This window comes from Rufibacter immobilis (assembly GCF_003721565.1).
GTDB classification, from domain to species: domain Bacteria; phylum Bacteroidota; class Bacteroidia; order Cytophagales; family Hymenobacteraceae; genus Nibribacter; species Nibribacter immobilis.
In genome coordinates this window covers 334,614-354,142 of the sequence record NZ_RJJE01000009.1, presented here as the reverse complement: position 1 = coordinate 354,142, position 19,529 = coordinate 334,614, and the positions used below count along the sequence as shown (strand labels likewise).

The following is a 19,529-nucleotide window of genomic DNA, read 5'->3' as shown; positions in this document are numbered from 1 at the left end:
GCTGGAGTGATTACAAAGCGGGCAGAATCTCTGTGCGTACTTCCCCAAAACCAATCCGTACGCCGTTTCTTTCGGCGAAGCCCCGCATAGTCACTACATCGCCGTCATGCAGGAATTTCCGCTGCGAACCATCCGGCAGAGTAAGCGGTTTGGTGCCGCGCCAGGTCAATTCCAGCATGGAGCCGTAGGAGTCGGGCGTGGGGCCGCTGATGGTGCCCGAGGCGTACAGGTCGCCTACTTCAATGTTGCAGCCGTTCACGGTGTGGTGCGCCAGTTGCTGGTTCATGTTCCAGTACATGTATTTGTAGTTGGAGCGGCAGATTACAGTTTCTTCCGCCAGCCCGGGCGCCTGCAAGGCCACTTCCAGCTGAATGTCCAGGTTCTTGTTTCCGCTGAACTCCAGGTAGGGCAGCACTTTAGGTTCCTGTACCGGGCCGGGTACCCTGAAAGGCTCCAGCGCATCTAAGGTCACTACCCACGGCGAAATGGAAGACCCGAAGTTCTTGGCCAGGAACGGCCCCAGCGGCACGTATTCCCAGGCCTGTATGTCGCGGGCGCTCCAGTCATTGAACAGCACCATCCCGAAGATGTATTCTTCGGCCTCCTCTGGCGTGAGCGAAGTACCCAGGGCGGTAGGCTGACCCGTGATGAACGCTACCTCCAACTCAAAATCCAGCTGCTGGGTAGGACCGAAGAGGGGCGTGGCGGCATCGGCGGGTTTGGTTTGGCCTTTGGGCCGGCGCACCGGAACACCCGACGGAACTATGGACGAGGCCCGGCCGTGGTACCCCACCGGCAAATGCCGCCAGTTGGGCAGCAGGGCGTTGGCGGGGTCCCGGAACATGGAGCCTACGTTGGTGGCGTGTTCTATGCTGGAGTAAAAGTCTGTGTAGTTGGGTACCCGCACCGGCATGAGCATCTGCACGTCTTTCTGCTTGAGCAGACACTCGTTCATGAGGGTGCGGTTGTCTCTTATCTCGGGGTTATCATTGCGCAGCAGCTCAGAGATTCGGCCGCGCACCTGCCGCCAGATGGGCCGCCCCAGGGCCATGAAATCATTGAGGTACGGGCGGTGGAACACGGTGGGGTCTTCTATGTCCAGCATGTCAAAGAGGCGGTGCTGGGTGAGCACGTATACATCTAACACATATTCACCAATGGCAACGCCCACGCGCGGGTCACGGTCAGGGGCCTGGAAAATCCCGAAGGGCAGGTTCTGAATCTGGAAGTCACAGTCTGGGGCAATCTGAATCCAGGAGTGCAGCGAAGGATCGTTGGCGGTTAGCATGGCGGTAAAGTAAGGTTCTTAGACAAATATAGGATTGTCCTCTGAAAGTAATGACTGGCTAAAACAAAACCCTCGCTCGCGTCCCGCGAGTGTGAGCTCCTTGCAGCGTCCCGCCGCATTGCAGACATTAAATATACAAAGGCTTGGCCAGAGGCCGCCCATAGCGCACACTCGCGGGACGCGAGCGAGTGGCATCATTACTTTCAAAGGACTATCAAATATAGAAAGTCTGGGAGAAAACGGGAGCGTTTGTTCTTGGTCCGTAAAGCCAGGCGGTGCGTTTAGGGGCTCTTTTCCCAAAAACAGCCCCTAAACAGAAAACCCACCGGCAGCGCAGCCACCGGTGGGTTTCATAAGTATGTACAGGAAGAAGGATTCCTAAACGTCCATAGGCGTCAGGTTCACGGCTTCAATTCCTTTTATCTCTGGTACGGCGCGCATGATGGCCTGCTCAATACCACCCTTGAAGGTCATGGCAGACATGGGGCAGGAGCCGCAGGCACCCATCAGTTCCAGCTGTACCACCCGATCCTCGGTGATTTCCAGCACCTTCACGTCGCCGCCGTCGGTTTTCAGGTACGGGCGGATGGTGTCTAAGGCTTGCTCCACTTGCTGGAGTAAAATCTCATTGAGTGCGTTCTCTGCCATATCTTTACGCTTTAATTTCTACTACTTTGGTTTTGGCCAGGCTGGCGTTTCTCACCGACACCTGGCGGGCCAGTTCCTGGGCCACTGCGTCAAATGCCTGAGAGGCCGGGTTACCTTCCTGCAGAATCTGCGGAGTGCCCTGGTCGCCGTTCTCCCTGATGCTCTGCACCAGCGGAATCTCCCCAATGAAAGGGATTCCGTAGCGCTCGGCTAAATCTCGGCCGCCGCCCTGCCCGAAGATGTAATACTTGTTCTCCGGAAGCTCAGCGGGGGTAAAATAGGCCATATTCTCCACCAAACCTAATATCGGCACGTTGATCTGCGGCTGCCGGAACATCTGCAAACCTTTCACGGCATCGGCAATGGCTACCTTCTGGGGGGTAGTGACAATAACCGCGCCCGTTACCGGTACTGTCTGTACCAACGTTAAGTGGATGTCGCTGGTTCCCGGCGGAAGGTCAATGAGCAAATAATCCAATTCGCCCCAGTCTACCTCCGTGATGAACTGCTTCAGCGCCGAGCTGGCCATAGGGCCGCGCCACACCACTGCGCTCTCGGCGGGAGCCAGGAACCCGATGGACATGAGCTTGATCCCGAACTTCTCAATGGGCTCAATGAGGTTGCGGCCGTCGGGCATGCGGTACACCGCCGGACGGGCATCTTCCACGCCAAACATGGTAGGCACAGACGGGCCAGAGATATCAGCATCTACCAGGCCAACTTTGGCACCCGACTGGGCCAGCGCCACGGCCAGGTTAGCGGTAAGCGTAGATTTGCCCACGCCGCCTTTACCAGAGGCCACCGCAATGATGTTCTTCACGCCTTTGAGCAAGGCCTGGTTGTCCTGGCGGGCCGAGGTCACGCGCGAGGTCATGTTCACCGTCACGTTGGCGTCTTTGTCGACCATGGTATGGATGGCCCTGATGCAGGCGTTCCGGATGAGGTCTTTCAGCGGACAGGCGGGAGTGGTCAGGATGACGGTGAAGGTCACGTCCAGACCGTTTATCTGTACATCCTCCACCATGTTCAGGGTCACCAGGTCTTTGCCCAGGTCTGGTTCCTCTACATAGCTGAGGGCTTTTAATACGTCTTCTTGGGTAATTGCCATAGGTAAAACAGCGTAAAATGCGCTTCTACAAAGGTACAAACTATCTGTTTAACAAGCTATCACTTGGCGTTTAGAGGCTAGTTTCCCCTAAGAAAGGTAAAACCAGAAAATTAATGGATTTGAAGTTCAAATATGCTCTCCGGTTGTACCCGCAACTGCTTTTCCAGACTGTATTAGGCAATGCGTTTAGGGGCTGTTTTTCCAAAAACAGCCCCTAAACGCATTGCCATTTCCAGAGGCGGTCTCAGCCATATGGCATGATCCTATATAGAAAAGAATAGTTATACTAATAGGCGGATTGTATGTGTGCGTGAAACGAATTAACTTTGATTTTTTATATAATATCACATGAAACATTTGCGTACTCTTCTCTTTTCATTATTGGCGCTCCTGTTTGTCTTTTCCTGCGAGGAAGAGGAAGAAGATCCGGCCCCTGAAAATTACTTCGTCACCAAAAAAGACGGTGTTAAGTGGGAAGCCGAGTCAGCGCCGAGTATCAGTATTTATAGTATTAAGGGCTATGAAAACTTAGATTCTTTAACGATAGTTGGGCACAGGGCAGAAGGGAACGTTTCGCTTCAGATTGCTTTCAAGGGCGTGGGTACCTATCCCATTCCAAGTAACGGAACGGCAAAATATGATGATCTGGAAGGTGGTGAGATTACCGTTTCTTACTATGCACATGGAAACAACGGTCAGCAAGGCCAAGTGGTGATCACAGAATGGAACCCAGACACCAAAGCCATTAGAGGTACTTTTCAGTTCACGGCTAAACTAGAGAACTACGGTAACAGACCTCTTGACCCAAATGCTCCTGAAACGTTAAGCTTCACAGAGGGTGAATTTCAGGGAACTTTGAAAAATGTTACATTTGATTAGACTCGTTTAGGAGCCGTTTTCCCAAAAACAGCCCCTAAACGCATTTCCTCTCCAGAACGCCAGCCGCCTCAAGCAGCTGGCGTTTTTGTTTTAGATGTGGCTTTAAGATGAAAGCCACATCTGCTTTGCTTTTTTAGCGGTACACTGTCCCAAGGGTAATAATATTTTCTTCATTCCATTTGAGGTGGTGTCATTGTAAGTTGAATCTTAGACTCACATTTGCGCCTACTGTTGATTTGGTTTTCCTGTAATTAGAGGATTTTAATTGGTGGTGGTAATAGGGAACTAACTGAAAAGCTAGTTTTTTGTAGTGGTACTCTATTCCTGCACCAAAGAATAGGTTATTGAAGGTGACAGGAGAAACTTTCTTATCAAACTGTACATTCTTTTCGTGGTTTGTAGAAACACTCTTGAAACGGACGCGTTGGCTTACAGATAACTCTAAACTAGAACCTGTCACCACCAAAATTGAAAGATTAGGGGTAATAGGCCGATAATAATTTATTCTCAGGGGTAGCCTCACTGTCCTAGTAAAGCGGTTGATGGACTGAACAGAGTCTAATCTTGAGTTGTAGGTACTATCATACCTCACGGTAGTGACAGTGTCATACCTTACTTGGGCATTGCCGTTCTGATCTAGAGAGTCACGTCTAGTGACGGTAAAGGTATTGTACTTGTTAATGACGAGCACATCATGTTTAGAAATGCTACCAGGATATTCGTCTCCAAAGCTTAAGCCTGTTTTCTCATTGAAGTCTGAAATAGTATGGTACCTTTCTTTGTAAGAAGGCGAGAAGTGAATTCCCGCTTCTATACTTACTCTCTTGCCTATAAAATACTCAAAGAAAGGACCGTAGGTTATCTCTTGCCCTTTGGCCTTGTTACTACTTATGCCAAGACGAATAGGGGAAAGTGGTAAAGAGGACGCCTTTTCAGCCGAATCTGACTGAGTGTGTTTCTCGTCAATCACCATGGTAGCCAAGGAGTCCGTTGCCGTTACAAATACAGAATCAAGTTGTGGAACTAGTGCGGCTGAGTCTATCAATTTATCCGCATGTAGACCTATCAACGTATCCTTTCTTGTTTGAGCAGCTGTGGCTTGAATGCCAAAAGTACTTTCTGCCAAAACTTCATTCCTTTTCACATAGAAAGCTGCTGTATTTTCCTGTATTAGCACTGAAGAAGAACAAAGTCTATCCATATGGGTTTTGCCTAGCGGATTTTCAGCATCTAAAGTACCATGAGTGATGTCAGGTAGTGTAGAACGGCGTACTTGGTTATCGCTTTCCTTCTTAATGAATACTTCTCTTATAACATAAAATGTGTCTGGAGCAACTCTAATAGTTGAAGGGTTTGTACTGCTAAATTGAGTGCTTTGGCTTGGTTTAGTTACTGAAACGGAGGGTGACGGGCGCTGCTCACGAATAGAAGAAGCAGTTTGTAAAGCAATGATTTCTTTTTTCAATTGCTTATTCTGGCGGTGTTCTTGGTGGTAAAAGAACAAAGTAATGATAAATGCTATTGTAGCAATTCCACCGAAAAGCAAGCTGCCATACTTCTGCAGGAGCAGCACGTGCCCAGGCTGGGGAAGAAGTGGCTGGAACCTCTGCCAGGCTGCCGGATCATAAGGAGGTTGCACAGATTCCAGCTTCTTTTTTATCTGTTGATCAAAGTGCTTATGAGACATTTGTTTTCTGGAATGCAGGATAATACTTTTTTACCCATTCTTGCAATTTGCCACGGGCTTTTGTCAGATTAGACCTGGAGGTGCTTTCATTGATACCTAACATCTCTGCTATTTCAGCGTGGCTATACCCTTCTACCACAAAAAGAGAAAAGACGGTTCGGTAAGTGGGGGGTAGCTGTTGAACCAGATGTAGAATTTCCTCAGCAGAAATAGTTTCCAAAAGGTTGTCCTCGTACTCCAGTTCTAAAGTGACATCCAGTTCCAAACTGGTGCCCTTGGCTTGGTGCTTGCGGAAATAATCAACGCTGGTCCTCACTACTACAGTTCTAAACCACGCTTCAAAATTCCTAGTCATGTCGTACTGCTCCAGGTTTTCCAGCACTTTAAGGAAACCATCATTCACCATCTCTTCGGCCTGTTGCTGGTTTGCCGCATACCTAAGGCAAATACTTTTAGCGAAGCTATAATAGTGCTCATAGAGTTTCTTCTGCGCGCTTTGCTTTCCCTTGAGGCAGCCTTCCAGCGTATCAGATAAATGGAAAGATTTGCTGTTTTTCCTGAAAAACACGCTATTGGTTAAAAATGGGAAATATAAAAAGCCAAAAGAGGAAAAAAGTAGTGCCTCTTCCTTTTACATATTAGCGATTGCTTTATCTGTAAATACTACAAGTGATGAATCAACTTCTCTCCAGAGAAAGAGGGTTTAATGTTATTTACGAACAGAAGTACAGGATTCGCTGCCTGTAAAATTAATTTATTTTCACAGGCAGCGGTAGCTTGTTCCCAGATCGTAATAGTTGATAAAGACTGCTGCCAAGTCCCTTCAATTTGAGCATTTTAATTTATAACAGTATCTACAGAAATAATTTGAAATATATCTCTTAATCTTAATAACTGCACCAATGAAATATTTAAAGAAAATCCAATTACTGCTGCTTGTTTACGTGTGTATTTCTTGTGACAAAAATGAGATGGAAGAAGCCCTGGAGTTACAAGATCTTCCAGTGGTTTGGGTCTCGGAGAAACCAGCAACATTTACCCTTAATGAGACAGAGGATTCTTTGTATCTAGTAGCATTCAGACAAGGTGGGAAATTAGAGATGAAGGTGAGGTTTAAAGGTCAGGGGAAATACATCTTATCTGAGGTAGGGACAGTAAACTACTATAAGATGGGAGGGGGAGACGAAGACGAAGTTAAAAGTACCTATTCTGTTGATGCGAATGATAGAATTTCTGAGTTGGATATCTCCAAGTGGGATGCAGAGACAAAAGCAATTGAGGGCCTCCTCCAAATACGTTTGAAGAAAGCACCAGCCAGTGGTACAGCATATAAACAGGAAAATATTGATTTCACAGGAGAACTATTAAAAGGCACTGCTGTAGTGAAAAAACCGTCACAGAGTACTGGTTCTAGAAAAACATTCACGTGGAAACCAGCCAAAGCTCCAGAAATAAAGTTGTTGCGACATTCACCACAGGTAGACTCACTTAAATTGTCTCTTTACCATGAAACAGGAACGATACATGTATTAGTAGATTTTAAAGGAACCGGCAAGTACAAGGCGCCTGTAGCTGTAAGCGGTTTTTCCTATGAGTATGAGAACGACAAAATTAGAAAAGTATTTCAGGTCCATAAGGTATCAGAAGTAGAGATAACAGAGTGGGATCAAAATACTAAAATGATAAAAGGAACTTTTGATATTACATTGCAGCGTACCGTAGGCCCAACCGCAGCAGATGTTGAAGTAATTCAATTTAAGGAAGGTGCCTTTGAAGGGGATATAATAATGAAGCATCTGTTTAGGAGCCGTTTTTCCAAAAATAGCCCCTAAACGCATTTCCTCTCCAGAATGCCAGCAAGAACTGCTGGCGTTTTTGTTTTTTCGGCAACCTGAAGGATTGCTTTTCTGAAAGACGGATAGATACCAGACATTCAACAGGCATATTACTTATCTTTGTCTACCGCTTACCTTAGAGTACCATGGCCCTGATAAAGAAAGAAGTTGTTGACCAGATCATCCAGCACGCCGACATTGTGGAGGTGGTGGGTGATTTTGTGGATTTGAAGAAAAAAGGGCAGAATATGTGGGCCTGCTGCCCGTTCCACCATGAGAAGTCGCCCTCGTTCAGCGTAGCGCCCAAGAAAGGCATTTACAAGTGCTTCGGGTGCGGCAAGGCCGGTAACTCCGTGCAGTTCATCATGGACATTGAGGGCACCGGTTACGTGGAGGCGCTCCGGTACCTGGCCAAAAAGTACAACATTGAGATTGAGGAAGACCAGAGCCCCGCGGCGGTACAGGCCCAGAACGAGCGCGACAGCCTCTACATCCTCTCAGATTTCGCCAAACAGTATTTCGTAAACGCCCTCCACAAGAACGATGAGGGGCAGAGCATAGGCGCACCCTACTTCAAACAGCGCGGGCTCTCAGTGGCCACCATCCAGAAGTTTGAGCTAGGCTACAGCCTAGACAGTTGGGATGATTTTACCAAAGCTGCCCTGGAGAAGGGTTTCTCTCTCAAATATCTGGAAGAAACGGGCCTCACCATTGTCAAGAAGGAGGAAGGCAAGCAGTATGACCGGTTCAGGGGGCGGGTCATGTTCCCCATCCAGAACGTAAGTGGCCGTACCATTGGGTTTGGCGCGCGTACGCTCAAGAGCAACGACAAAAAATCGCCTAAGTACGTCAACTCCCCGGAGAGCCCCATCTACCATAAGTCTGATGTGCTCTACGGCATGTTCCAGGCCAAGCAGGCCATCCGGCAGGAAGACGAGTGTTTTCTGGTGGAAGGCTACCTGGATGTGCTTTCGCTGCACCAGGGCGGCATTGAGAACGTGGTGGCTTCTTCGGGCACGTCTCTCACGGAGAACCAGATCAAGCTCATCGGGCGCTACACCAAGAACATCACGGTGCTCTATGACGGCGACCCAGCCGGGATCAAAGCCTCTTTGCGCGGGATAGACCTTATTCTGGAAGGTGGCCTCAACGTGAACGTGGTTTTATTCCCAGACGGCGACGACCCAGACAGCTACATCCGGAAGGTAGGCGACACCAAGTTCAAGGAATACCTCAAGGCCCACAGCCAGGACTTTATCTCGTTCAAGTCTGAGCTCTTCGCGCAGGAGGCTAAGGACAACCCGGTGAAGAAAGCCGAGGCTATCCGGGAAATGGTGGTGTCCATCGCCAAGATTCCGGATGCCATCAAACGCTCCGTTTTCTTGCAGCGGTGCAGCATTCAGTTCGGGATAGACGAGCAGGTGCTGATCTCTGAGTACAACAAAATCCACCTCTCAGAGCAGAAAGCCGCCCGGCAACAACCGTCGGCACCTTCGCCGGCTTCGTACGCGCCCGGCTCTTTTGAGGAAATGGCCGCTGAGGCCGAGGCAGCCGCTGCCGCGGAGGCCGCCATGTACGAGGAGGAAGACCAGCAGGAGGCCGACCAGAGCAATTTGCTCCGCATCAGGGAACGCGAGGTCATCCGCCTCATCCTGAACTACGCCGACAAGGAAGTGGAGGAGGGGCTCACCGCCAGCCAATTCATGCTCAGCGAGCTGGAAGACATTGAGTTCAAAACCCCTATCTACAAACGCCTCTTTGACATGTGCCGCCTCAAGCTGGAGCAGGGTTTTCTGCCCACGGCCTCCGAGTTTATGCAGCACGAGGAAAAGGAGATCCGCAATGAGGTGATTGACCTGGTGAGCGAAAAGTATGAACTGAGCGACGGCTGGGCCAGCCACGAGATCTTCGTGCCGCGTGAGGTTGACCTGGTCACCTATGGCTCTGAGCGCGAAGTGCTGCGGCTTAAATGGCGCAACGTGCAGCTCATGATCAAAGACCAGATGGACACGCTGCCCAAGATCACAGACCCCGCCGAGCTGGACAAAACCCTGCGCACCATCAAAACCCTCAAAGATTTCGAGAAACAGATCGCCGACATGCTGGGCATTGTGGTGAGTAGGTGAGCGCCTTCCGCTGGTTTGCCGTTTAGGGGCCGTTTTTCTGAAAAAGAGCCAAAACCACAGAAGGTCAGTTGCTTAGAGGAAATTGCCCCGGGTGGCTGCTTGCCATGAAAAACCGCTATCTTTGCGGCTCAAAGACAAAGATGCCTCTGTGGTAGAAGAGGCGCTCTGCCCTCACTTTACATATACATCATGTTAGATAAAATAGAAGACGCCATTGAGGACATAAAGGCCGGCAAAGTGATCATTGTGGTAGACGACGATGACCGCGAGAACGAAGGAGACTTTATCTGTGCCGCGGAGAAAATCACGCCCGAGATAGTCAACTTCATGGCTACCCATGGCCGGGGCCTCATCTGCGCCCCGCTTACCGAGGAGCGCTGCGATGAGCTGGGCCTGGAACTGATGGTGGGCCGTAATACCGCGCTGCACGCCACGCCGTTCACTGTGTCAGTGGATTTGCTTGGTCACGGCTGCACCACGGGCATCTCGGCCTCAGACCGCGCCAAAACCATTCTGGCCCTCGCCGATCCTAAGACCGATCCGGCCTCTCTGGGCAAACCTGGGCACATTTTCCCGCTTCGAGCCCGCAAGGAAGGCGTGATCAGGAGAGCCGGCCACACGGAGGCCGCCGTGGACCTGGCCCAACTGGCCGGACTGGCCCCCGCCGGTGTGCTGGTGGAGATCATGAACGAAGACGGCACCATGGCCCGCATGCCAGACCTGGAGAAAGTAGCCGAGAAATTCAACCTCAAGCTCATCTCCATCAAAGACCTCATCACCTACCGCCTGCAAAAGGAAAGCCTCATTGACCGTGAGATTGCCGTAGAACTGCCCACAGACTGGGGAAGTTTTGATCTGTACGCCTACACCCAACGCAGCAATAATGCCAAACACCTGGCGCTGGTAAAAGGTACCTGGGAAGAAGGCGAGCCTATTTTGGTGCGCGTACACTCTTCCTGCGTTACCGGTGATATCTTTGGGTCTTGCCGCTGCGACTGCGGTCCGCAGCTCCACAAAGCCATGGAGATGATTGAGCAGGAAGGCAAAGGCGTAATCGTGTACATGAACCAGGAAGGCCGCGGCATTGGTCTTCTGAACAAGCTCAAGGCCTACAAACTGCAGGAGCAGGGCTTAGACACCGTGGAGGCTAATTTGCAGCTGGGTTTCGGGACAGACGAGCGCGACTATGGGGTGGGCGCGCAGATTCTGCGCGACCTGGGCGTCACCAAAATGCGCTTGCTCTCCAACAATCCGCGCAAGCGCACCGGCCTCATTGGCTACGGGCTGCAGATTGTGGAGCAGGTGCCCATTGAGATTGCCCCCAACGCCCATAACCAACGTTACCTTACCACCAAACGGGATAAACTGGGGCACCAGATCCTGAAAAAATAAAAGCAGAAAGGCGGAAGAACTTCTTCCGCCTTTCTGCTTTTAACACCTCCTGAACCATTGGCAGCCGGCTTCTAAAAACACTATTTTTCTGTACTGTTGGGCCGATGAAAAGAAGAATTGAGTTAAAGCCATAGCGGGCGGGCAGGGGCACAAGAAAAAGTGGTTCCAAACGTTATAAAGTCCTGAAGAATAGACAACCTTCTATGTTTATTTGAAGTATATTTTTTTTAGAAAGTAGTATAAATTTACTCAGGCAACTTTAAGGATGAAGAAGATGGTAAGAAAAGCGATCGGGCTTTTGGTGCTGGGGTTTCTGTGGGCCGCCAACACCATGGCGCAGTCTTCCGGTCTGGTGGACGAATGGCCGGCGGGAAGGGTCTACTTAGCCACCGGCGACTCAGTGAGCGGTAAAATCACCTACCACCGCACAGAGGATTTAATCAGGATCAACAAAGCAGACGGAACCACGGTGGCGTACTCGCCGGTGGCGGTGCGCGGGTTTGAGGCCATTGACAATGATGGGCGTTACCGCCGGGTGTTTGTGACCCAACGCTGGAATTTCGGGAATGACTACAGTGATTTTCTGGCTCCGGCGTTTTTTGAACAGATCGTGATTGGCAAATATGGCCTGCTGAAACGTGAGACCATGACCCGCCGCGACGTGAGCCGTGACCCCATGTACCGGAACAGCTACTACCCGTATGGCTACGGGTACAGAGGCTACCCGGTGGGTGGCCCCATGTACGTAGACCAGCGCCTGGACAGCTTCTTTATTCTTCTGCCCAACGGTAAGGTGAAGGAACTGCGCAACGTGAAGAAAGACATGGAAGTGATCTACGGCAAGAAAGGCAGCGTGATGAAAGAGTACATCAAGCAGAACAAACTCAAGTACACCAGCCTACCGGATTTGGCTAAGATTGTGAGTTACTTCGGGGCTATTTCCCAACCAGAAGTCAAAACCTCCTCCCTGGATATGTAATATATCTACTAACCGCTTGCAATCTAAACGCTTGCAATTCACTATAAAAGCAGAAGGCCGCGCCGCATGTACTTGCGGCGCGGCCTTCTGCTTTTATGTTTTAGAGCCTTTTTTGGAAAAAGAGCCGCTAAACGCCTACAAGTCCCGCATTCTCAATATTTGGTAGCTCAGGAAGCAGAAAAGAGATACATACAAGACTACCGGCACCGTGGCCTGCAAGGGGGTAAGGAAATCTGATGCGCCCAATACCATCTGCTCCAGCTCCTTATGCGGATTTTGCACCAGCGCGCCCATCGCTTTCATAGGAAAATACTTGTCAATGGAATCAGGCATCTGCCATTGGATGAGCCGCTCAATGATCAGGCTGTAGGCCATAAAAGCCAAGATGGCCAGCCCGGTTTTGCGGAGCAGAAACGCCACCAGCATGGCCATAGACATGTAGCCCACCAACTGCACCAGATAATATAAAATACTCTGCGCCTCTGTGAACATACTGCCCCCGCCCGAAGACGGGGAGAAGTACAGCCCGAAGCCCAGGCCCAGCAGCAGCAGGTACAGGCTCAGCAAGACCGCCACCAGCAGCACTACCGCATATTTGCCCTGTACCAGGTTGGCCCGCGAGAACCCGTCAATGACCTGTTGGCGCAGGGTCCGGAAGGTGTATTCATCGGTGACCAGGATGATGATCAGAATAGCCGGAATCAGGTTCAGGAAACTGGAGACGTAGGTGAGGTGCATCCAGAGTTTAGGAAACTGGTACAAGGTAGCGCCGGCCATCTGCCCGTTCACCTGCACGTGGCCCCGGGCGTAGAAAAAGATGAACAGCAGGCTGCACTGGAGCGCCAGCAAGATCCAGAACGTGGAATAGGTCAACAGTTTCCGGAGTTCAATACGAAAGAGGGAGGTCATACTTGGTCTGCTTTAATGATTTCCATGAACTGGCTTTCCAGGCTCTTTTTGCGCACCACCAGCTGCCCCAGCGCGATGCCCTGCGCAAAGAAGGCGCGGTTCACCGCGGAACCGTCTGTGTTGGGGTGGAGGGTGAGCTGTATCTGTTGGTGCACGGCGCGGGCATCGGACACGAAGGGAAGGGTGCGCGCCACCTGGAGCAGTTGTTCCAGAGGAGCCCCACCGTTGATGAACACCAGGTCATTGGTGGCCATGATGGAAGAGACGGGTCCCTGCACTTTGAGTTTGCCGCTGCGCAGAACGGCCATGTGGGTGCAGACTTTCTCCACTTCGTCCAGCAAGTGACTGGCCAGAATAATGGTTTTCCCCTGCGCAGAAATATCCAGGATAAGTTGCCGCACCTCGGCAATGCCCTCGGGGTCCAAGCCGTTGGTGGGCTCATCCAGCACCAGTACCTCGGGGTCGCCCAAGAGGGCGGCGGCAATGGCGAGCCGCTGCTTCATGCCCAAAGAATAGCCTTTGAACTTGCTGTGCTTGCGCCCGGCCAGCCCCACGGTTTCCAGCACCGCCGGAATGCGGCTATGGTCTATTCGTTTCACGTCGGCGGTGATGCGCAGGTTTTCCTCGCCGGTGAGGTACGGGTAGAAGTTGGGCGTTTCCAGGAGCGCGCCAATGCGGCGTTTGGTACTTTTGGACAAAGGCTGCCCAAACCATTGGAACGATCCGCCGGTGGCGTTGAGCACATCCAGCACAATGCCCAGCGTAGTAGTTTTGCCGCTCCCGTTGGGGCCCAATAAGCCGTAAATGCTGCCTTGGGGCACACTAATGCTCAGCTGGTCCAGGGCCTGCACGCTGCCGTAGCGCTTGCTCAAGCCTTGTATGTTTAGAATGTCTGCCAAATCAGTTGTGAATTGAAAAATGGTGTCTTACAAAGCTAGAAGGATTTAGGTGAAATGCTAGAATCTCTTGTGGCTTGGGCAAAAGAAAAGCCTCCTGTAAGGGAGGCTTCTCTTTTGCTGCGTTTAGGGCTGTTTTTGGAAAAAGAGCCTCTAAACAGCTCTTTACTGTACAGGCAGATCTCCACCCTGCCACCGAGCTACTGGGTACCGCATATGGGTATTCTCATAGTGGGGCGTGTTGCGGTAGATGAACGTGAGCTGGGCCTGGGCGCTCTTGGTCAGATTGGGGTCTTTGGCTTTGGCTTCCTCCAGAGCGGCTTTCAGCTTAGGGTCTTTCTTGAGGTATTCGGCGGCCAGGTCTTCAAACACATACGCTGAGAAATATTCTTTCTGCCCAAGAATGGAGTCAAAGAAGTTCCAGGCGAAATACGAATCTGGGGCCTGGGGCTCCAGGGTCTCCACCAGAAAGCGGTTGGCGGTCTGGTTCAGGTACACCACGTAATCGCCGGCAAAGTACCGGATGGGCTGCTGCACTTTCTTCACCTGTACCTCAGAGTGCAGGTAATGCCCCTCGTACGGGCGCGGACTGGTTTTATAGTCGGTGATGTAGTAGGTTTCCGGGGTTAAGACGGTGTCTTTGCTCAGGCGTTTCAGCTCCACCTGGTTTTGTTGCAGCCGCTCAATCACCTCGGTCCAGGCCTGCGGAATAAGATAGGCCACGGGTTTGAAAACGGTAAGCGTGGGGCGGAACGTGTCAAAGAACTTCACGGGGCGGGTGAACGGGGCTTTGCGGTCATAGTACAGGCGCTCCAGGCCGCTCACCTCGCTGGATTTGTATTTGGCTTCGTAGCCCCTGAACTGGATGGTTTCTACCTGCGTGGTGTCAGGCGCCCAGTTCAGCACAAATTCCTGCTGCGTGAGCAGGGCAGCGCGGTCTTTCTGCCGGGCAGCCTGAATGGCTTTCCCGTTTTTGGCAGTGTAGTCCAGGAACTCCAGCATGAGGTCATAGGTAGAGGCCACGCGCTTGTCAAACGGCTTGAGCATGTGGGTCTCCGGGATAAAGCCCAGCGTCTGGAACAGCGTGGTGTAGCCGCTGGCGTAGCGGGGCAAATCACTGAACCCGAAGATGCCGGTCTCCGGGGTTTCGCCGCGCGAGTTCACGTACGGCACCAGCGGCCATTTGCGTTTCTCCATGCCTTTGTACAGCGCCGGAATCATTTGTTGCTTAAGCAGTGTGCCTAATGCGCCGCCCAATTTGTTGTGCTGCGTGGGAATGAGCGTCATGGTGTACTGGTAATCGGCGCCGTTGCTGGTGTGGTTGTCCACGAACACCTCGGGGTCCCAGGTCCGGAAAATGGTGGCGAAGGTTTTGGCGTTCTTGGAGTCTTCCTTGATGAAATCGCGGTTAAGGTCCAGGTGGCGGGCGTTGCCCCTGAAGCCGTAGCTCTCGGGCCCGTTCTGGTTCGTGCGGGTGTGGCTGTTGCGGTTGAGGGCACCACCGATGTTATAGACCGGGATGATGACCAATACCACGTTGTCCAGCTGCTTCTTTAGTTTCTTGTCCTGCATGAGGTTGCGGGTGAGCATCATGGTGGCGTCAATGCCTTCGGGCTCGCCCGGATGGATGCCGTTCTGCACCAGTAGCACGGTTTTCCCTTTCCGGTGGATAGACGCGGGGTCAAAATCACCATCGGTAGACACCACCACGGTGTGCAGGGGTTTGCCTACATCGGTCATGCCAATGGCGGTCATTTTGATCTCGGGATAGGCCTGGTCCAGGCGCTGATAATAGTCTATGCACTCGTAGTACGTGGCGGTTTGGGTGCCTTTGCTTTTTTCATAGGGCGTTTGCCAGTCTGAGGGCGGAGTGGTGGGCCACAGCGCGGCAAGCGTGGTGAGCAGGGTAAGCAGCATGGGGAGGATGGGTGTAAGATTGAGCTTGTAATGTTACTTATTCTGGCGGGAAATGAAAAACAGCGTGGTGGTTGCCGTTGGCTGATGCCTTGGCTTAGCTGTTTGTCTATAGCTTTATGGGCGGTGTGGTTTCATCTTTTCTGGTAAGCGCTCACGGCCGCGGGGCCTCGTCTTCCCCTCTCGTAAGCCCTTGCGGCGATGCTGTGCAGTTGGCGTTTAGTTTCTTTCTTACTTGGCCACAAGCGAGGCGCTCTAGGGAAAGACTGGAATAGGTGCGTTTAGCAGAGGCTGTTGCAGGTTGAGACCGAGCATGGCGCGAGTCTCCGGACTCGTGTCTTTGGATGAAGGGGAGTCTCCAGACTGCCCTCGCTGCCACGCAGCGAAACCGGGGCAGCAGAGAGAATCAGCGGCTAGAAGAGAATGAGCTGGTAAGCAAAATGCGTTTAGGGGCTGTTTTTCTGAAAACAGCCCCTAAACGCATTTAAATTAAAAATGTAAGCGAAGACTAAAGCCGGTTGAAGCTGCGGGACCCGAAGAAGTTGTTGTCCAGGCTGTAGCGGCCGGGGCCTATGAAGAACAAGCTGATAAAAAGAATGGCCGCTTCCAGGGCGTGGGAATAGCCGGCAAAGCCGTCGCCGGAGGTGTAATGCATGTAGGAGGCTACCAGCATGGTGAAGAACATGAGCAAAGTGGCCGGACGGAAGAACAAGCCCAGCAGCAGCAATAAACCGCCCCCTGCCTCCGCGAACGAAGCCATAAAGCCCCAGAAGGTAGCACCGAACGTGATGCCCAGCGTACCCATGGCACCCCCTACTTTCGCCCACATCTCGGGGCCGCCGGTGATCTTGGGCCAGCCGTGCAGAATAAACATAATCCCAATGCCTATGCGCAGAAGCAACAGGCCAGCGTCTTGGTAACGGTACGTGTTTCGGAAGAAGTCCATGGTTGTTCAGTTAGATTGGATGATTGTTATTGAGCCTTTTACGGATGCGGCTCCAAAATAATAGAAACTGGCATAGGTTGGTGCAACCTCTCCTGATTTACCGAGTCTTTCTGACAGAATCTCACCATAGGTCACTTTAATCCTAAACATAAACCTCTAGAAAGATGAAGAACAGAAGCATGCTTTTTCTCCTGCTTTGGCTGCTGCTGCCCGCCCTTGTCTGGGCGCAGACCAATGTGCCCGCCGCTGAGGTGATCGCTAAGATTAACCGGGGCGAGGCCGTTAGTTACCAGAACGTAACCATCACCGGTGATCTGGACCTGACCCAATTGGCCAACAAAACCCTGCAACCAGCTAAAGGCGGCCAGGGCAACTGGGAGAGCAAAGAATACGTGAGCACCGTTACCGCTCCGGTCTCTTTCATTAACTGCACCTTCAAGGGCAACGTGCTGGCCTATTTCAACCCTAACTATGAAGACGGCAAACCCAAAATCTCGCTAAAGTCTGAGCTGAATGAGGTCTACAACACCAACTTTGAGAAAGACGTGCGGTTTGAGGAATGCGTGTTTGAACGGCGCAGCGATTTCAAATACTCGCAGTTCAGAGGTATTGCTTCTTTCGCGGGTAGCACTTTCCAGGAGGAAGCCCTATTCAAGTACAGCAAATTCAGCAACGGGATTGATTTCAGCAAAGCCAGGTTTAGGGAGGAGGCCAATTTCAAATACGTGAAGTTCCCCAGCGCGGTGCAGTTCAAGGGAGCTTCCTTTGAGCGCGAAGCCAACTTCAAATACGCTGCCTTCCCAGAGGGAGCCGATTTCCAGAAAGCCACGTTTCTGGGCCTGGCTAACCTGAAGTACGCCAGACTCGCCGACCCGGTGCAGTGGAAAGGAGCAGTCTTCAAAGGCGGCCAAGACCTGAAATACGCCTCCATGAACAACAGCTCGTTCAGCAACTACGCCTTGCAGGAACTGACTAGATAACACATACCTGTTCTCGCTGGGCGGCAACAGCAAAGGCGTTTAGCGGCTCTTTTTCCTGAATTTGCCCCAAAACAACGCAGCTAAAAGGAGCCGTAACCTCGCTGGCCAAGAACACGCGCTTCTGCTCTATCTTCCCAAAACAACGCAGCTAAATGGAGCCGTAACCCAGCAGCGCCGGCATTTGCCGGCGCTGCTGGGTTAAAGTAGAAGCCAATCAGATTTAGTACACCAGAATCTCTGAGACGGGGGTGTTGTCTGGCACGTCTTTCACCTTCAGGCTGCCCCATTTCCCAGCGGGGATGCTGGTGGCGTTCAGGGCGAAGCTCATCTTGGCCTCCTGGGAAATGGCGTACAGTTTGCCTTCGCCGGCGCTGATGCTGGTAATGGGGAAAGACTTCTTCACATCTGCCAGGGTGCTGCCAATGCCTACGCCGCCCGGGGTTTTGAAGGCTGGGTTGATCACCTTGATCCGGAAGACTCTGCAATTGGTGCCGGTACATTCCTGCTCCACCACCATGTCGGTGCGGCGGCGTTCGCCCAGCACTTCAAAGGCTTTGGTTTCGGTGCCTTCCTGCAAGAGCGTGGTTTCCCTGAACTTGGTGTTGCCGTACTGTTTTCGGGCCTCGTCAATGGGCATTCCCACGCGCACGGCACCTACCTGCCCCGGCCGAAGGGTGAGGTTGAACAATGGATTAGCCGATGACGGCGGGGTAGAGGCGGTAGAAGTGGCGCCCGGCAAAGGCTCTTCGCTCATGGCCTCAGATTGGGAAGTGGACGGAGCGGCGCCATCCGGCGTCTGGGGAGTCTGCGCGTCCAGGGCTTCCTCGTCCATGGCGCCGGCGGCTTCCTCCAGTTGGGCTTCTTTGTTGTCTTGGGCGTCTGAACTGTTCTGCTTACAGGCGGCCAGGGCCAGAAGGCAGGAAAAGAGAAGGACGGTCTTTTTCATGTACGTAATGGTTTACAGGGGCATAGGTAGGAGTTCTTTGCGCATAACGCAACCCATAGGCACAAGTTGCCCTCCACATTTTTGGCGATGGTGCGTATTCAAGGTAATTTGGCAGCGCAAAATAACTTGAACTATGGAGAAGAAGCCCTTAATTTTAGTTTCAAACGATGACGGCATCACGGCCCCCGGTATTCACACGCTGGTGAAGGTGATGCAGCGCATAGGCGAAGTGGTGGTGGTAGCCCCAGACGGACCGCAGTCGGGTATGGGCCACGCCATCACCATCGGGAACACGCTCCGCCTGGACAAATCCCTGGCTTTCTCAGACGTGGAGTCCTATGAGTGCTCCGGCACCCCCGCCGACTGCGTGAAGCTGGCCAAACACCACGTGCTCAGAGACCGCAAACCTGATCTGGTGGTGAGCGGCATCAACCACGGCTCCAACTCCAGCATTAGTGTGCTGTACTCGGGCACCATGTCGGCGGCCATTGAGGCGGCCATTGAGGGCCTGCCCGCCATTGGATTCTCCCTCTGCGACTACGGCCATGACATTGACTTCTCCCACACCGAGGAATATGTGGAACGGATTACCCGTCAGGCGCTCGAATTCGGGATTCCGGCCGGGGTAGCCCTCAACGTCAATTTCCCCAAGAAATCTGAACAGCCCATTGCGGGCATCAAAGTGTGCCGCCAGGCCCGCGCCAAGTGGGAAGAGGAGTTTGACGAGCGCACAGACCCCCGCGGCCGAAGCTATTTCTGGCTCACCGGCAACTTCGTGAACTTTGACAAAGGCGAAGACACCGATGAAGCTGCCCTGGCCCAGAACTATGTGTCTGTGGTACCTTGTCAGTTTGATATGACCGCCAACCACGCCATCAGCCTGCTCAACAATGAGTGGAACCTCAACCCCGCCGCCAAACCCACGCCAGGCTCCAAAACCCCAGAAAGCGGCGCTGCCGAAGGATAAGCTGTTTTTAACCCGTTTTCAGAAAAAGA

17 protein-coding genes are annotated in these 19,529 nt (G+C 52.1%); 7 read left to right on the top strand and 10 right to left on the bottom strand.

Translation table 11 applies throughout. The annotated features are described in order from the left end of the window. Positions 1 to 10 precede the first annotated feature (10 nt). The 3 genes from fahA to EFA69_RS08805 form a co-directional block, all read right to left on the bottom strand. The gene (gene fahA / locus EFA69_RS08815; RefSeq protein ID WP_183906729.1) at positions 11 to 1,288 is read right to left on the bottom strand and encodes a fumarylacetoacetase; all 1,278 of its coding nucleotides are present in this window, start codon (positions 1,286 to 1,288) and stop codon (positions 11 to 13) included. A gap of 378 nt (positions 1,289 to 1,666) precedes the next feature. Then, a complete protein-coding gene (locus EFA69_RS08810; protein ID WP_123132735.1) occupies positions 1,667 to 1,936 on the bottom strand; it encodes a NifU family protein in 270 nt (89 codons plus the stop codon). A 4-nt stretch (positions 1,937 to 1,940) separates the two neighbouring features. After that, positions 1,941 to 3,044, bottom strand: coding sequence for an Mrp/NBP35 family ATP-binding protein (locus tag EFA69_RS08805; RefSeq protein WP_123132734.1), 1,104 nt, complete (start codon positions 3,042 to 3,044; stop codon positions 1,941 to 1,943). A gap of 348 nt (positions 3,045 to 3,392) precedes the next feature. On the opposite strand from EFA69_RS08805, the gene EFA69_RS08800 reads away from it, so the two are divergent. Then, positions 3,393 to 3,923: a DUF6252 family protein gene (locus EFA69_RS08800; RefSeq protein ID WP_123132733.1), complete on the top strand. Its 531-nt coding sequence runs from the start codon at positions 3,393 to 3,395 to the stop codon at positions 3,921 to 3,923. A gap of 190 nt (positions 3,924 to 4,113) precedes the next feature. On the opposite strand, the gene EFA69_RS08795 is transcribed toward EFA69_RS08800, so the two are convergent. Together EFA69_RS08795 and EFA69_RS08790 are read right to left on the bottom strand one after the other, a co-directional pair. Further along, complete coding sequence (locus EFA69_RS08795; protein WP_123132732.1) at positions 4,114 to 5,610, bottom strand: LapA family protein; 1,497 nt, start codon at positions 5,608 to 5,610, stop codon at positions 4,114 to 4,116. Next, the gene (locus tag EFA69_RS08790) at positions 5,600 to 6,178 is read right to left on the bottom strand and encodes an RNA polymerase sigma factor (RefSeq protein WP_123132731.1); all 579 of its coding nucleotides are present in this window, start codon (positions 6,176 to 6,178) and stop codon (positions 5,600 to 5,602) included. Before EFA69_RS08790 ends, EFA69_RS08795 begins: the two co-directional genes overlap by 11 nt. 334 nt (positions 6,179 to 6,512) lie before the next feature. Between EFA69_RS08790 and EFA69_RS08785 the strand changes: the two genes are divergently transcribed. The 4 genes from EFA69_RS08785 (at position 6,513) to EFA69_RS08770 (ending at position 11,942) form a co-directional block, all read left to right on the top strand. Beyond that, positions 6,513 to 7,442 (top strand): hypothetical protein, encoded by a 930-nt coding sequence (locus EFA69_RS08785; RefSeq protein WP_123132730.1) that lies wholly within the window; start codon positions 6,513 to 6,515, stop codon positions 7,440 to 7,442. Between the two features lie 149 nt (positions 7,443 to 7,591). Then, positions 7,592 to 9,571 (top strand): DNA primase, encoded by a 1,980-nt coding sequence (gene dnaG, locus EFA69_RS08780; RefSeq protein ID WP_123132729.1) that lies wholly within the window; start codon positions 7,592 to 7,594, stop codon positions 9,569 to 9,571. Between the two features lie 189 nt (positions 9,572 to 9,760). Continuing rightward, complete coding sequence (locus tag EFA69_RS08775) at positions 9,761 to 10,963, top strand: bifunctional 3,4-dihydroxy-2-butanone-4-phosphate synthase/GTP cyclohydrolase II (RefSeq protein WP_123132728.1); 1,203 nt, start codon at positions 9,761 to 9,763, stop codon at positions 10,961 to 10,963. A gap of 265 nt (positions 10,964 to 11,228) precedes the next feature. Continuing rightward, on the top strand, positions 11,229 to 11,942 hold the full coding sequence (locus tag EFA69_RS08770) for a hypothetical protein (RefSeq protein ID WP_123132727.1): 714 nt from the start codon (positions 11,229 to 11,231) through the stop codon (positions 11,940 to 11,942). Between the two features lie 135 nt (positions 11,943 to 12,077). On the opposite strand, the gene EFA69_RS08765 is transcribed toward EFA69_RS08770, so the two are convergent. From EFA69_RS08765 to EFA69_RS08750, 4 genes are all read right to left on the bottom strand, one after another. Further along, the gene (locus EFA69_RS08765) at positions 12,078 to 12,851 is read right to left on the bottom strand and encodes an ABC transporter permease (protein WP_123132726.1); all 774 of its coding nucleotides are present in this window, start codon (positions 12,849 to 12,851) and stop codon (positions 12,078 to 12,080) included. Continuing rightward, on the bottom strand, positions 12,848 to 13,750 hold the full coding sequence (locus EFA69_RS08760; RefSeq protein WP_123132725.1) for an ABC transporter ATP-binding protein: 903 nt from the start codon (positions 13,748 to 13,750) through the stop codon (positions 12,848 to 12,850). The genes EFA69_RS08765 and EFA69_RS08760 overlap by 4 nt, the downstream gene beginning before the upstream one ends. A gap of 162 nt (positions 13,751 to 13,912) precedes the next feature. Beyond that, positions 13,913 to 15,664, bottom strand: coding sequence for a M14 family metallopeptidase (locus tag EFA69_RS08755; protein WP_123132724.1), 1,752 nt, complete (start codon positions 15,662 to 15,664; stop codon positions 13,913 to 13,915). A 505-nt stretch (positions 15,665 to 16,169) separates the two neighbouring features. Next, a complete protein-coding gene (locus tag EFA69_RS08750; RefSeq protein WP_123132723.1) occupies positions 16,170 to 16,607 on the bottom strand; it encodes a DoxX family protein in 438 nt (145 codons plus the stop codon). Positions 16,608 to 16,771: 164 nt separating this feature from the next. On the opposite strand from EFA69_RS08750, the gene EFA69_RS08745 reads away from it, so the two are divergent. Next, positions 16,772 to 17,587: a pentapeptide repeat-containing protein gene (locus EFA69_RS08745; protein ID WP_123132722.1), complete on the top strand. Its 816-nt coding sequence runs from the start codon at positions 16,772 to 16,774 to the stop codon at positions 17,585 to 17,587. Between the two features lie 220 nt (positions 17,588 to 17,807). On the opposite strand, the gene EFA69_RS08740 is transcribed toward EFA69_RS08745, so the two are convergent. Further along, the gene (locus EFA69_RS08740; protein ID WP_123132721.1) at positions 17,808 to 18,533 is read right to left on the bottom strand and encodes a hypothetical protein; all 726 of its coding nucleotides are present in this window, start codon (positions 18,531 to 18,533) and stop codon (positions 17,808 to 17,810) included. Between the two features lie 133 nt (positions 18,534 to 18,666). Here EFA69_RS08740 and surE point away from each other — a divergent pair, with 133 nt between their 5' ends. After that, on the top strand, positions 18,667 to 19,500 hold the full coding sequence (surE, locus tag EFA69_RS08735) for a 5'/3'-nucleotidase SurE (protein ID WP_123132720.1): 834 nt from the start codon (positions 18,667 to 18,669) through the stop codon (positions 19,498 to 19,500). Positions 19,501 to 19,529 lie beyond the last annotated feature (29 nt).

What these genes read in the sequence shown, in the direction of transcription:
- fahA (WP_183906729.1), bottom strand. Translation starts at nt 1,288, where the DNA reads ATGCTAACCGCCAACGATCCTTCGCTGCACTCCTGGATTCAGATTGCC.
- EFA69_RS08810 (WP_123132735.1), bottom strand. Translation starts at nt 1,936, where the DNA reads ATGGCAGAGAACGCACTCAATGAGATTTTACTCCAGCAAGTGGAGCAA.
- EFA69_RS08805 (WP_123132734.1), bottom strand. Translation starts at nt 3,044, where the DNA reads ATGGCAATTACCCAAGAAGACGTATTAAAAGCCCTCAGCTATGTAGAG.
- EFA69_RS08800 (WP_123132733.1), top strand. Translation starts at nt 3,393, where the DNA reads ATGAAACATTTGCGTACTCTTCTCTTTTCATTATTGGCGCTCCTGTTT.
- EFA69_RS08795 (WP_123132732.1), bottom strand. Translation starts at nt 5,610, where the DNA reads ATGTCTCATAAGCACTTTGATCAACAGATAAAAAAGAAGCTGGAATCT.
- EFA69_RS08785 (WP_123132730.1), top strand. Translation starts at nt 6,513, where the DNA reads ATGAAATATTTAAAGAAAATCCAATTACTGCTGCTTGTTTACGTGTGT.
- dnaG (WP_123132729.1), top strand. Translation starts at nt 7,592, where the DNA reads ATGGCCCTGATAAAGAAAGAAGTTGTTGACCAGATCATCCAGCACGCC.
- EFA69_RS08775 (WP_123132728.1), top strand. Translation starts at nt 9,761, where the DNA reads ATGTTAGATAAAATAGAAGACGCCATTGAGGACATAAAGGCCGGCAAA.
- EFA69_RS08770 (WP_123132727.1), top strand. Translation starts at nt 11,229, where the DNA reads ATGAAGAAGATGGTAAGAAAAGCGATCGGGCTTTTGGTGCTGGGGTTT.
- EFA69_RS08765 (WP_123132726.1), bottom strand. Translation starts at nt 12,851, where the DNA reads ATGACCTCCCTCTTTCGTATTGAACTCCGGAAACTGTTGACCTATTCC.
- EFA69_RS08755 (WP_123132724.1), bottom strand. Translation starts at nt 15,664, where the DNA reads ATGCTGCTTACCCTGCTCACCACGCTTGCCGCGCTGTGGCCCACCACT.
- EFA69_RS08750 (WP_123132723.1), bottom strand. Translation starts at nt 16,607, where the DNA reads ATGGACTTCTTCCGAAACACGTACCGTTACCAAGACGCTGGCCTGTTG.
- EFA69_RS08745 (WP_123132722.1), top strand. Translation starts at nt 16,772, where the DNA reads ATGAAGAACAGAAGCATGCTTTTTCTCCTGCTTTGGCTGCTGCTGCCC.
- EFA69_RS08740 (WP_123132721.1), bottom strand. Translation starts at nt 18,533, where the DNA reads ATGAAAAAGACCGTCCTTCTCTTTTCCTGCCTTCTGGCCCTGGCCGCC.
- surE (WP_123132720.1), top strand. Translation starts at nt 18,667, where the DNA reads ATGGAGAAGAAGCCCTTAATTTTAGTTTCAAACGATGACGGCATCACG.